The organism is Desulforamulus reducens MI-1, assembly GCF_000016165.1.
Classification (GTDB): Bacteria; Bacillota; Desulfotomaculia; order Desulfotomaculales; family Desulfotomaculaceae; genus Desulfotomaculum; species Desulfotomaculum reducens.
The window spans coordinates 3,575,396-3,587,926 of the sequence record NC_009253.1 but is presented as its reverse complement, the minus strand read 5'-3'; the positions used below and the strand labels follow the sequence as shown (position 1 = coordinate 3,587,926).

The 12,531-nt window shown below is 42.6% G+C and carries 10 protein-coding genes and 5 tRNA genes; all 15 read left to right on the top strand.

Annotated features, from left to right (window positions below; genetic code table 11):
- Nucleotides 1-63: 63 nt before the first annotated feature.
- The 15 genes from DRED_RS17560 to DRED_RS17495 all read left to right on the top strand — a co-directional run bounded on the left by DRED_RS17560 (nucleotide 64) and on the right by DRED_RS17495 (nucleotide 12,433).
- Nucleotides 64-1,023, top strand: a complete 960-nt coding sequence (locus DRED_RS17560) for a YybS family protein (RefSeq protein WP_011879589.1) — start codon at nucleotides 64-66, stop codon at nucleotides 1,021-1,023.
- A gap of 30 nt (nucleotides 1,024-1,053) precedes the next feature.
- Nucleotides 1,054-1,503, top strand: coding sequence for a 50S ribosomal protein L9 (gene rplI, locus DRED_RS17555; protein ID WP_011879588.1), 450 nt, complete (start codon nucleotides 1,054-1,056; stop codon nucleotides 1,501-1,503).
- Nucleotides 1,504-1,552: 49 nt separating this feature from the next.
- Complete coding sequence (gene lonC / locus DRED_RS17550; protein WP_011879587.1) at nucleotides 1,553-3,499, top strand: Lon family ATP-dependent protease; 1,947 nt, start codon at nucleotides 1,553-1,555, stop codon at nucleotides 3,497-3,499.
- 129 nt (nucleotides 3,500-3,628) lie between these two features.
- The gene (gene dnaB / locus DRED_RS17545; RefSeq protein ID WP_011879586.1) at nucleotides 3,629-4,951 is read left to right on the top strand and encodes a replicative DNA helicase; all 1,323 of its coding nucleotides are present in this window, start codon (nucleotides 3,629-3,631) and stop codon (nucleotides 4,949-4,951) included.
- Between the two features lie 492 nt (nucleotides 4,952-5,443).
- On the top strand, nucleotides 5,444-6,730 hold the full coding sequence (locus DRED_RS17540) for an adenylosuccinate synthase (protein WP_011879585.1): 1,287 nt from the start codon (nucleotides 5,444-5,446) through the stop codon (nucleotides 6,728-6,730).
- Nucleotides 6,731-6,945: 215 nt separating this feature from the next.
- A tRNA-Lys gene (locus DRED_RS17535) sits at nucleotides 6,946-7,021 on the top strand.
- Nucleotides 7,022-7,035: 14 nt separating this feature from the next.
- Nucleotides 7,036-7,111: transfer RNA gene (locus DRED_RS17530), tRNA-Glu, on the top strand.
- Nucleotides 7,112-7,146: 35 nt separating this feature from the next.
- Nucleotides 7,147-7,222, top strand: a tRNA-Lys gene (locus DRED_RS17525).
- A gap of 15 nt (nucleotides 7,223-7,237) precedes the next feature.
- A tRNA-Glu gene (locus DRED_RS17520) sits at nucleotides 7,238-7,313 on the top strand.
- Nucleotides 7,314-7,374: 61 nt separating this feature from the next.
- Nucleotides 7,375-7,449: transfer RNA gene (locus DRED_RS17515), tRNA-Gly, on the top strand.
- A 152-nt stretch (nucleotides 7,450-7,601) separates the two neighbouring features.
- Entirely contained in the window at nucleotides 7,602-7,745 is a 144-nt protein-coding gene (gene scfA / locus DRED_RS18440; RefSeq protein WP_083755196.1) for a six-cysteine ranthipeptide SCIFF, read from the top strand.
- Between the two features lie 149 nt (nucleotides 7,746-7,894).
- A complete protein-coding gene (gene scfB / locus DRED_RS17510; protein ID WP_011879583.1) occupies nucleotides 7,895-9,247 on the top strand; it encodes a thioether cross-link-forming SCIFF peptide maturase in 1,353 nt (450 codons plus the stop codon).
- A 182-nt stretch (nucleotides 9,248-9,429) separates the two neighbouring features.
- The gene (locus DRED_RS17505) at nucleotides 9,430-10,776 is read left to right on the top strand and encodes a peptidoglycan DD-metalloendopeptidase family protein (RefSeq protein ID WP_011879582.1); all 1,347 of its coding nucleotides are present in this window, start codon (nucleotides 9,430-9,432) and stop codon (nucleotides 10,774-10,776) included.
- Nucleotides 10,777-10,915: 139 nt separating this feature from the next.
- A complete protein-coding gene (locus tag DRED_RS17500) occupies nucleotides 10,916-11,452 on the top strand; it encodes a tetratricopeptide repeat protein (protein ID WP_238442550.1) in 537 nt (178 codons plus the stop codon).
- A gap of 96 nt (nucleotides 11,453-11,548) precedes the next feature.
- Complete coding sequence (locus DRED_RS17495) at nucleotides 11,549-12,433, top strand: peptidase MA family metallohydrolase (RefSeq protein ID WP_011879580.1); 885 nt, start codon at nucleotides 11,549-11,551, stop codon at nucleotides 12,431-12,433.
- Nucleotides 12,434-12,531: the final 98 nt, after the last annotated feature.

The following is a 12,531-nucleotide window of genomic DNA, read 5'->3' as shown; positions in this document are numbered from 1 at the left end:
TATGTTTAAGTCAATAATTAAAGGGATAGAAATACTTAGTTGACAAGAAGAGGTGATTGTTTTTTGGCTTCCTTTCGTGATACCCGTGCCTTGGTTGAAGGTGCATTTATGGCAGGAATTACGGCCATGCTCGGTTTATTGGGGATGTTTATACCCCCGTTTTTTTTAGTTATCAGTATGTTAATGCCAATACCCCTGGCAGTATTGGTAAGAAGAAGAGATTTAAAGGTTGCATTTCTATCACTGGTGGTTACAGGTCTTTTGATGATGGTCATCTATCCAAACCCCATACAAGTACTGGTGATGTTTATACAGTTTGGCCCTTTGGGTCTAGTGCTGGGCCTTTTATATAAAAATTATGTTTCAGCGGGACATGCCTTGATAACAGCATCCATTGTATCGGCCATTGCTTCTATCATTGTTATTACGTTAGGTATTTTTGTAACAGGACTAAACCTAGATTTAATTCAATCAGCCTTAAATGAATCACTCAATAGAGTTTTTACAACGTATCAAGAAATCGGTTATCCGGTACCCGCAGATCAGCAGGCTTTGATGAGAACAAGCATAAAAACCTCCGTTTTGCTATTACCTGCTGCCTATCTTATATTTGCGGTGTTTTCTACGGTCCTTACCTACATGGTGGGAAGTAAGGTCCTGAAAAGGCTTAATTACAGGGTTAATAATTTACCACCCTTTAGCCAGTGGCGGTTGCCTTGGTATAGTATCTGGGGGATTATCCTTGGTTTACTCTTTCTTCTGATCGGTGATAAATTTGATTTTTCTGTTGTTAAAATAATTGGTCAAAATCTGTTAACCATCTTCGGATTTACTTTCTTTATTATTGGCCTGGCAGTGGTTGTATATTATTTCAAGCAATTACAGTTATCAAAACCCTTTAAAATAATGCTTACTGTACTCCTGATTTTATACATTGGTTTTATGTATATGGCTGTGGTACTATTGGGTCTTGTGGATACCATTTTAAATCTTCGGAGACCAATACAGAAAAAAGACAAATAACAAATTGATCATTATAAAGGGGGATTACCAATGCAAGTTGTATTATTACAGGATGTTGTTAAGCTTGGAAAAAAAGGTGATATTGTGAATGTTTCTGAGGGTTATGCCAGAAACTTCTTATACCCTAAGAATCTGGCTGCACCTGCCACAGAGAGTAAACTGAAGGAATTAAAAACCCAAAAACAAACCCAGGCTGCTAAGAAACAAAAGGAAGAAGCAGAAGCCAAGGCATTGGCAGCCAAAATTAATGGTTTAACGGTGGCATTGAAAGTTAAAGTTGGTGATGCAGGACGCCTTTTTGGGGCCATTAGTAATAAAGATATTGCTGATGGTTTAAAATCTCAACATGGCTATAGTATTGATAAAAAGAAGATTGTATTAAAGGAACCTATCAAAAACCTAGGAACATATAAAATTACCCTTAAAATCCATCCGGTGGCTCAGGCTGATATTAACGTAGAAGTGGCGTCTATGGACTAATCATAACAGGAACCGGGACAGGACAAGGCGTTTGAAAGGAGCAACAGAAATGAAAGTTTTCCTCGAAAGGTTCACGGGCGACACCAATGAGCAGGAGTCCAAAGAATTGTCTTTCCAAGACCAACTACAGCGGCAGGTTACCGCCATTTATAATTTGTTAAGCCAGCTTTATGGTTCTGATAAATTGGTGCTCCGGGCCGGAAAATTGGAAGCCTTACAATTGATGCGTTCCGAAAGAATAGAGGAAAGAGTACTGGCATTGCAAAAGCTGGTATTTGAAGATCCAACATACGAAGCACTGCCTACCATTGAAGAGGTCCCGGCTATCTTAGAAAGCTTACAAGATGAAATAGCTGATAATATTGCCCGACGTACCGTTGAAGAAGAATTAGAAAAGAAAATCGGCGAAAAAATGAATCAGCGTCACGAAGATTACATTCGTGAGATTAAAATGCAAATTATAAAAGAAAATGCAGGACCGGAAAATGCCCAGACTTTAAAAAGACTGGCTATTTTAGAAAAGTTAGATTCTAAGAAATTGGCGGCTTCTGCCATGGAAATTCTTAGACCCGAGAGCTTTGAAGAGGTAATAGGCCAGGAAAGGGCGGTCAAGGCACTACTGGCAAAACTTGCGTCCCCCTTCCCCCAGCACATTATCCTTTACGGACCACCGGGCGTAGGAAAAACCACCGCAGCTCGTCTGGCTTTGGAAGTTTCTAAAGGGATAAAAGGGGCACCCTTTGCAAAGGACGCGCCCTTTGTGGAAGTGGATGGGACAACCCTTCGCTGGGACCCAAGGGAAGTTACCAACCCTCTATTGGGTTCTGTACATGATCCCATCTATCAGGGAGCACGTAAGGACTTGGCGGAAACAGGTATTCCGGAACCCAAGCTAGGGTTAGTAACCGATGCCCATGGAGGAATTCTATTCATTGATGAAATCGGTGAACTGGACCCAGCTTTACAGAATAAACTCTTAAAGGTGTTGGAGGATAAACGGGTATTCTTTGATTCTGCCTATTATGACTCAACTGATAACAATGTACCCAAATATATTAAAAAGATTTTTGAAGAAGGTGCACCGGCAGACTTTGTTTTAATTGGTGCCACCACCCGGGATGCAGAGGACATCAATCCAGCTGTTCGTTCCCGCTGTGCAGAAGTATTTTTTGAGCCCCTTACCCCCACTGCCATCCAAGGTATTATTAAACAAGCAGCCCAAAAATTAAAAGTAGAGATAGACAAGCAAGTCCCAGAAATTATTGCCGAATATACCATTGAGGGAAGAAAGGCAATTAATATCCTGGCTGATGCATATGGTTTAGCTTGTTTTCGTCAACAGCAGGAGCAATTGGAAGATAAGGTGTATATTACAAAGCAGGATGTTTATGAAGTTGTACAGGTAAGCCGGTTGACTCCTTATGTTTTAAACAAGGCTTCCGATGAAGCTGAAGTAGGAAAAATTTTTGGGTTAGGGGTAGCTGGATATCTTGGATCGGTTTTGGAAATCGAAGCTGTTGCTTTCCCAGCCCGCAAACAGGACCAGGGAAATATTCGTTTCAACGATACCGCTGGCAGCATGGCCAAGGATTCTGTATTTAACGCAGCTTCAGTTATTCGCAAAATTACCGGTGAAGATATCGGTAATTACGATATCCATGTCAACGTTGTGGGTGGGGGACGTATTGACGGACCCTCTGCAGGAGTAGCAATTATGCTGGCCATGTTAAGCGCTATTCAAACTCAACCGATTCCCCAGGATATTGCAGTAACCGGAGAAGTATCCATTCAAGGTAAAGTCCGGGCAGTTGGTGGAGTCTTTGAGAAAATCTACGGTGCAAAACAAGCAGGCATTAAAAGGGTCTTTATTCCCAAGGAAAACATTAAAGATGTACCGTCAGATATAAAGGGAATCGAAGTAATTCCCATTCAAAATGTAGAAGAAATATTAAAATATATTCTGCCAAAGGCTAGTTCAGCCAGTATTGCCAGTTAATCAATTAAATTATTTTCATGGGGTCTAGTCCCTTCCATTCGCCATTAGCCGTGGTTATTGATCGCAGAAACGGCGGCTGGTGCGTTTAACTTAGGGATAGACCCTAAATATTTACCGAGAGGGATGCCTATGCTAGATCGTGTACCACCACAGAATTTAGAAGCAGAACAATCGGTACTGGGAGCGATGCTCCTGGAGAGGGACGCCATTTTCCGTGTTATGGAATTCCTAAAACCGGAGGATTTTTACCGGGACAGTCATCGGATTATCTATGAGGTTATTTTAGAATTGGCCGAAGCAGGACGCCCGGTTGACTTAATTACCGTTTCGGATATCCTGAGGGACAGGGGAGATCTGGAAAAAATAGGTGGTGTAACCTATGTAGCCACCCTCGCCAATTTAGTACCAACCGCAGCCAATGCGGAATATTACGCCCGTATCGTGGAGGAAAAGGCGCTCTCCCGGGCGCTTATCTCGGTCACCACCCGCATATCCTCCAGGGGCTACGAAGGGACAGAAAGCCCGGAGGAGCTACTGGAGGACGCTGAACGTTCAATTTTAGAGCTGGGCCAACGTCGTAGCACCGATAGTTTTACCCCAATAAAAGAAATCTTAATTAAGGCCTTTGAGAATATTGAACAGGTCTATAATAACAGGGGTAAAATTACGGGTGTACCGACGGGTTTTATTGAACTGGACAACATGACCAACGGCTTTCAGCCGGGAGATTTGGTGATTCTGGCAGCACGTCCCAGTATGGGTAAAACGGCCTTTGCTATCCTATGTGGTCAGTATGCGGCACTCAAACATCAGATTCCAGTGGCCATATTCAGCTTAGAAATGTCCAAAGAACAGCTGGTACAACGTATGCTTTGTTCGGAAGCAATGGTAGATGCCCATAAAGTCAGAACCGGCAACATTGCCGATGAAGATTGGGGTAAGCTAAGCGAGGCTGCCAGGCACTTATCCCGGGCGCCCATCTTCTTGGATGATACAGGTGCAGCTACGGTAAGGGAAGTAAGGTCCAAGTGCAGGCGCTTGAAGGCTGAGAAGGGGCTAGGATTGGTGATTATTGACTACCTGCAATTAATGTCTGGTGGTAAGCGTATTGAAAACCGTCAACAGGAAATTGCCGAGATATCAAGGAAATTAAAGGGCTTGGCCAAGGAGCTAAGTGTTCCGGTGTTGGCGCTATCCCAGTTGAGCCGTGCGGTGGAGAGCCGTACCGACAAACATCCTATGATGTCTGACCTGCGGGAAAGTGGCAGCATTGAGCAGGATGCTGACATAATTATGTTTATTTATCGGGATGAGTATTATAATCCGGATTCAGAAAAGAAGGGCATCGCAGAAATAATTATTGCGAAGCAGCGTAACGGTTCTGTTGGCCCAGTGGAATTGGGCTTTTTCAAGGAATTTGTAAAATTTGTTAACTTAGCCAAACGAGACTAAAAAAGTGGATTGTGACAGATAGAACAATCCACTTTTACAATGAGAATATTGTATATTCTGTTTAGAGATATTGACAATATAAAGAAACTGGGTTAGTATAATTCTGTTTGGGACTGCTTATAATTGTTTTTTTAAGTACAGTACACTTAAACACTGGAGGTATTGGCTGAATACTCAAATGGATAACTTTTTAAGTTGCTATTTGGGTTATTTTTATTTCAGCGGGAAGAATATCTACCAGGAAATAAGTATAAAAAAGCTGGCTTTATACAATGGAGAAGAAAATTAAGGCTCTTTATTCATGTAGTTCGTGAATAAAAGTTCTTTACTATAACAGAAACTATAGAACTTTCCGATATGTACAAGGGTAAGAAAGGATGTCGCCGGTGCCAAAAAAGATCAGAGACTACAGGGTATGGTGCCGGCTAAGTTTTCTTTGTAAATATGGTTTCCCGTTGATTTATAATAAGGCCAGGCTTTAGGAGGTGCACTATGTCAACAGTTGTTATCATCGGTGCCCAGTGGGGTGACGAAGGAAAGGGAAAAATAACCGATTTTCTAGCTGAGAAAGCAGAAATCATTGTGCGTTACCAAGGTGGTAATAACGCCGGTCACACAGTGGTGGTGGATGATGCTGAATTTAAACTTCACTTGATTCCCTCCGGTATTTTACACCCTGAGAAGCTGTGCGTAATTGGTAATGGTGTCGTTATTGACCCTCAAGTATTAAAACAGGAATTGGACTCTTTGGCTGAGCGTGGTGTCAAAACCGGCAGATTATGTGTAAGCCAACGTTCCCACATCATTATGCCCTATCACCGTAAAATGGACGCTGTAGAAGAAGAACAAAAGGGCGAAGGGAAAATTGGAACCACGAAACGGGGTATTGGACCTACATATACTGATAAAGCTTCACGGGTCGGTATCCGGGTTGTGGATCTTATTGATAAAGAGGAGTTTCCCAAGTTACTGAAGAATAACATTGAATGCAAAAATGAGATATTTGAAAAACTCTATAATACCAAGGGTTTTGAATACGAAGAAGTTCTTAAGGAATATCAGGGTTATGCAGAAATGCTGGAGCCCATGACAGAGGATGTTTCCGTACTGGTACACAATGCCATTAAAGAAGGTAAGAACGTTCTTTTTGAAGGTGCTCAGGGAACATTGCTGGATCTGGATCATGGTACCTACCCCTATGTAACTTCATCTCACCCCACAGCAGCAGCAGCTTGCCTGGGAAGTGGTGTAGGACCGACTAAAATCAACCGGGCCTTGGGTATTGTTAAGGCATATACTACCCGGGTTGGAGAAGGTCCCTTCCCCACTGAGCTAAATGATGGCCTAGGTGAAGAAATTAGAAAAAATGGTAATGAGTATGGTACCACCACAGGACGTCCCCGTCGTTGTGGTTGGTTTGATGCGGTGATAGTTCGTTATGCTGCCCGGATTAGCGGGCTGGACAGTTTAGCTATAACGAAACTAGATGTTCTATCCGGCTTACCGGTGATTAAACTTTGCTCGGGCTATCGGTATAAGGGAGAGATTATTCGGGAATTCCCCGCTTCTTTAAAAGAACTGGCTAAGTGTGAACCAGTTTATGAAGACTTCCCCGGTTGGAGTGAGGATATCTCCAACGTAACCCGTTACGAAGACCTGCCGGAGAATGCAAAACGTTATTTAGAACGGATTGTTGAGCTAACCGAGGTTAAAATTTCTTTGATTAGTGTAGGTGTAAAACGTAGCCAAACCATTATTCTGGAAGATTTATTTAATTAAATTGCAGGGGTCCCTTTGGGACCCCTGTTTTATATTATTGTATTGTTGTTAACCTTACATGAGACTGGAGGTCTCTTCAATTAGTCTTTTTCCAACAATAGTACACACATGTTAAAATTTAAGGTAAAGTTTTGTGGACAAACTTGTTGACACATGATGACGTATGCTGTAATATATCGTATGTGAGGTGTGCGGCCTGCCACCTAAAAATAAATGATCCATTAGCTCAGTTGGTAGAGCACCTGACTTTTAATCAGGGTGTCCCGCGTTCGAGTCGCGGATGGATCACCATCACAAAAATTTGTGGCCCCTTGGTCAAGTGGTCTAAGACACCGCCCTTTCACGGCGGTAACACGGGTTCGAATCCCGTAGGGGTCACCAAATTTTTGTTTTTTTGACTCATTACGAAAATAAATGATCCATTAGCTCAGTTGGTAGAGCACCTGACTTTTAATCAGGGTGTCCCGCGTTCGAGTCGCGGATGGATCACCAATCCACAAAATTTGTGGCCCCTTGGTCAAGTGGTCTAAGACACCGCCCTTTCACGGCGGTAACACGGGTTCGAATCCCGTAGGGGTCACCAAATTTTGTTTTTATTTATGTTTACAGACTTTTGGATTATGGATATAATTATAAATAACAATGCGGGTGTAGCTCAATGGTAGAGCATCAGCTTCCCAAGCTGAGGGTTGCGAGTTCGATCCTCGTCACCCGCTCCAATTTTTTATAAGAACCTCACCGAAGTGGTGGGGCTTTTTGTTGTATTAAGAAATGCCCCCACCTATAGATGTTCATGTAGAGAACCAAGTTTTTCTTGCCTTGGACAAACTAGGTGTCTTATAATTGAATGCGGAAAGGGGATGAGAGAATTATGAAACACATTAAGACCTTAAATAAAAACTCCTTAAAAGCAACTCTAAAAACCGGCGGTTGCGGAGAATGTGCCACTTCCTGCCAATCTGCTTGCAAGACATCTTGCACAGTAGGTAATCAGGTTTGTGCTAAGCAGGCCTAAGCATGAGTGGATACCGCAAAAAACAACCTTATCTCCTTGGGATCCTTTTCCCCCTGGGGATAAGGTAATTTTTTTTGGCATACCAGAAAGTGCAAAACTTTTCGTGCCCTTAGGGTATGGCTACAGCCAAGTTTTCTATGGAGGGTTTTATGATACATAAATTTAAATTTGACGGTGTTCGAATTGTACTGGATGTCCACAGTGGCTCTGTCCATGTGGTGGATGAAGTGGTGTGGGATATTTTAGAGGAATACCAAAAGCACCCCAAAGAAGAAATTCAACAAAGGTTTGCAGATAAATATTCACCGGATGAAATTGAGCAGGCTCTGGAGGAAATAAAATCATTAGTGGACGAAGGATTTTTATTTACCACCGATCCCCATCAGGAGGGATATCGGCCCAAAAGGGACGGAGTGGTAAAGGCCTTATGCCTCCATGCAGCCCATGATTGCAACTTACGTTGCAAATATTGTTTTGCCGGAGAGGGCAAATTTGGGGGTCCTTCCGGTCTATTATCGGCGGAAACAGGGCGTGCTGCCATCGATTTTCTTATCCAACATTCTGGGAATCGTAAACATGTGGAGATAGACTTCTTCGGCGGTGAGCCTTTGTTAAACTTTAAGGTTATTAAAGAACTGGTACCCTATGGCAGGGAACGGGCGAAGGAAGCTGGCAAAGAGATTAAATATACCCTGACCACCAATGGTGTTCTTTTAAATAAAGAAGTTCAACAATTCCTGATTGACAATCAAATGGCAGCCGTGCTAAGTCTGGACGGTCGTCCGGAAGTACACGATCAAATGAGACCTGCTCCTGGTGGCAGGGGTTCTTATACCAGGGTAGTATCTGCCTTTCAGGAATATGTACAACAAGAACCACCGGCTGGCTATGTTATCCGGGGAACCTTTACCCGCCATAATTTAGACTTTAGCCGCGATGTTTTGCATATGGCCGAACAGGGCTTTAAAGATATCTCCGTTGAGCCCGTCGTAGCAGGAAGTGACACAGATTATGCCTTTAAGCCTGAAGATGTGCCTATGCTTATGGAAGAATACGACAAACTAACTAGGGAACTCCTAGTTCGGATGGAGGCAGGCGAGCCGCTTAATTTTTTTCACTTTAATATTGACCTTAATGGAGGCCCCTGTCTGCCTAAGCGTTTATCTGGTTGCGGAGCAGGCTACGAATACCTTGCAGTTACCCCGGAGGGCGAGCTCTACCCTTGCCACCAGTTTGTGGGTAAGCCGGAATTTTTAGTGGGCAATGTTAAAGATGGGGTACAAAAACAGGAGATTATTGAAGAGTTCCGTCAGGCCCATATCTATAACAAAGAGGAATGTGTGAACTGCTGGGCTAAGTTTTACTGTAGCGGGGGTTGCCATGCCAATGCCCATACCTTTAATAATGACATGTTAAAACCATATCAATTGGGTTGCCAATTGGCGAAGAAGCGTTTTGAGTGCGCCATTTACCTAAAGGTTAAACAAGCCGGTTTAGCATAATCTTAATCTGACCCCCCATCCCTTATCTTTGGGATGGGGGGTCTCTTTTTAGCTAATTGTTTACTTAAACTGAAAAAAGTGGTATAATAATTCCGCTATATTTTGGCTTTCTCCGACATATTTAGAAAAATAATAGGGTTCCATAGATAACAAAAGCAAAGGTTATCGAAAGGAGATGACTCATGGAAGTAAAGGAAACAATAACGCACCTTAAGTCATGGTTTGGCAAACAACCGAAGGCAATTAGACAGGGAGTAGCTGTGTTTTTAGTTTTGGCCCTTGTGGTGGGTGGTTTTTCATTTGCCAATGCCCAGAGTGCCTGTGCAGTGGTCGTGGATGGGCAAGTGGCGGCAATGGCTAAAGACCAAGCCCAAGCAGAACAAGTTATTGCTTCGTTAATTAAAGAGAATCAAAAGAAGGGTTCCAATGTAAAACCTCTGCAAAACATTACATATCAGAAAACCAAAAAAAATGGTGATATTGCAAGTGAAGAAGTGCTCAAGCAACGTTTATCGGAAAAATTGACCTTTGAGGCAATTGCCTCCGGTATTAAGGTAAATAACGGCTTGAAAGTTGCTGTAAAGGATAAAGCAACTGCGGAGAAAGTTTTAGCTGAGCTCAAAAAGGAGTATAAAGTTGGCCCGGAGTTTAAAGTAGACTTCCAGGAAAAAGTAGCCGTTGCCAATGTACCAGTAGAAACAAGCAAAATCTTATCGATGGAAGATGCCATTAAACGTCTCAAAGGAGAAAATGGTGTTCCCCGCTATCACACTGTGAAGGAAGGGGAAACCCTTTGGGAGATCGCCAATAAATTTAATGTAAGCCCGGAGGATTTGCAAGCAGCCAATCCCAACTTTACTCCAGAAAGAATGCAAATTGGACAAAAAATCAAAATGATTGGTGCAGCAGATCCATTACTAAACGTAGTGGCCACAGCTGAAAAAACTGTAAAGGAAGAAACGGCTCTTCCCCAGCAGGTAAGAAAGAATGCAAAACTTCCCTTTGGACAAAGCAGGGTTGTGCAGAAATCTGAAAGAGGTTTAAAGGAAGTTACATATAAAATTGTGGCTGTTAATGGGTTAGAAACCGAACGAGAAGTCTTGAATGTAAATATCATAAAACAGGCTAAGCCGCAGATTATTGAACGTAGTGCCCAAACAATGGTGGCCTCCCGTGGCTACAGACCCTCCGGTGCCATTATCTCTCCCTTTGGTAAGAGGGGGGGGCGCATGCATACAGGGGTGGATTTAGCAAAGGCCTATGGTTCTCCTGTCGGAGCCTATAATTCCGGTCGAGTTATTCGGGCTGGCTGGTATGGAGCCTATGGTAAATGTGTAGACATTAACCACGGCAACGGTATTGTTACACGTTATGCACACCTGTCCACTATTAATGTAAGTGTTGGCCAAAACGTAGAGCGGGGCCAAAGCATAGGCAACGTCGGTTCCACAGGAAGGTCCACTGGACCACACCTTCACTTTGAGGTCATTGTCAACGGAGTTCCAAAAAATCCCGTTGGTTACCTATAAGACGTTACAAACCTCCCGTTTGTTTCATGGGAGGTTTACTTTTTATAAACAATTTGTTATGATTGTCCATAGCAATTAATGGGAATATATTGAGGTGATTGATTTGTTCTTTAAAGGAATGAGTAAAAGGCAAAAGAGGATGCAAAAAATTATCTTTGGTGTACTGGCCGCTGTGTTATCCATTGGTTTGATCGCTTCATCCATAGCATGGACAGGCATTGGTGATATCACCGGTCAAACAGACACAGCCACGACCCTTGAAGAACGAATTCAAAACTTAGAATTACAGGCAAAGAAAAACCCAGAGGATAAAGGTCTTTTAGCGGCCCTTGCTTCTTATTATATACAGGCTGGCAAGGTGGATCTAGCCAGAGAAAGCTATGAAAAATTAGTTAAGTTAGATCCCAAAGATATCTCATCCCGCCAAAATTTAGCTTTGTTATATTACACCCAAGGAAAACTGGATGCCGCTGAACAAGAATTAAAGAACGCCTTGGAAGTGGAGCCCAGTAATGCGGAGGTAAACTACCAGTATGCGAAGCTATTAGGAGAAAAGAGAGATTATAAGCTGGCCATTAGTCACATGGAGAAATTTTTAGCTTCTCAAAAAGAAGGTCCTAGGGCAGACGAAGCTCGTAAATTTATTGAAGCTTGGAAGGCTGAAGCCGGGCAGTAATGCTCGGCTTCTTATTATTTCCACTAGGACTGGCCTAAAAATAATAATATAATAGGAACTGATTAATCAGTTAGTTTAGAAAGTGGGGGTGCAATCATGCCTCAAATTATAAAAACCATGAATAGCATGTTTGGAAACAAGTATTTAGGGATAACCTTTGCTGCCTTACTGATTCTGGCGGCTTTTTTTATGAAACTACCACAGGTTTTTAAGAACACTAATTATAACCTTTTTCGAGAAGGATTGAAGCAAAAAGCCTTGTGGACCACAAGAAGTATGGACACCCTGAAGGGTGAACATTTTAATGTTCGCTTTACCCCGGGGAATGAAGAGGATGCGAAATTAGTCCTCGCAGCTGCGGAGAAATTTTACACTCCCATTGCAGAAAAATATGGTTACACCGGAAAGGGAAAAATACCCATTATAGTTTATCCTTCACGGCTGGAATTAAATCGTAATTTTGGTTGGGAAGCCAACGAGAGCGCCATGGGCGTCTATTGGGCCGGGGTTATTCGTGTGCTGTCACCCAATGTATGGTTAAGTGAGGAAGACCTAGATAAGTACCGAGAAGAGTTTATGCAATCTGGCCCTATGGCCCATGAATTTACCCATCTAGTGGTGGATTACAAGACCGCTGGCAACTATACCCGCTGGTTTACCGAAGGCATAGCTCAATACGAGGAGTATAAACTTACAGGCTTCGAATTTGATGACAAACAGGCTTCCTTAAAGCAACCACTATACACGCTGGATGAGATGGATGCTTACTTTGATAACCTGCCCAACCAACCACTGGCTTATCGCCAGTCGTACCTGGCCGTCCGCTATATAGCCGAGGTATACGGGGAAGATTCCCTAAAAAGGATTTTAGAAAGCTTGGCCTCTGGCAATAAAATGGAAGATGCACTTGTAATGGTTTTAAATAATGAGATGGTAGACTTTGAAGGAAACTATAAGAATTGGGCTAAAGAACAAGAATAATTGGATAAATTGTAGTATTTTTAGCCAGATATAGATAAAAAAGCAGGAATTACCATGTGATCAGAGAATATAATTTAGTTGATCGGGGAGCGATTACA

Bases quoted from the DNA above. Each gene is read 5' to 3' on its own strand.
- rplI (WP_011879588.1), top strand. From the start codon at position 1,054: ATGCAAGTTGTATTATTACAGGATGTTGTTAAGCTTGGAAAAAAAGGT.
- lonC (WP_011879587.1), top strand. From the start codon at position 1,553: ATGAAAGTTTTCCTCGAAAGGTTCACGGGCGACACCAATGAGCAGGAG.
- dnaB (WP_011879586.1), top strand. From the start codon at position 3,629: ATGCTAGATCGTGTACCACCACAGAATTTAGAAGCAGAACAATCGGTA.
- DRED_RS17540 (WP_011879585.1), top strand. From the start codon at position 5,444: ATGTCAACAGTTGTTATCATCGGTGCCCAGTGGGGTGACGAAGGAAAG.
- scfA (WP_083755196.1), top strand. From the start codon at position 7,602: ATGAAACACATTAAGACCTTAAATAAAAACTCCTTAAAAGCAACTCTA.
- scfB (WP_011879583.1), top strand. From the start codon at position 7,895: ATGATACATAAATTTAAATTTGACGGTGTTCGAATTGTACTGGATGTC.
- DRED_RS17505 (WP_011879582.1), top strand. From the start codon at position 9,430: ATGGAAGTAAAGGAAACAATAACGCACCTTAAGTCATGGTTTGGCAAA.
- DRED_RS17500 (WP_238442550.1), top strand. From the start codon at position 10,916: ATGCAAAAAATTATCTTTGGTGTACTGGCCGCTGTGTTATCCATTGGT.
- DRED_RS17495 (WP_011879580.1), top strand. From the start codon at position 11,549: ATGCCTCAAATTATAAAAACCATGAATAGCATGTTTGGAAACAAGTAT.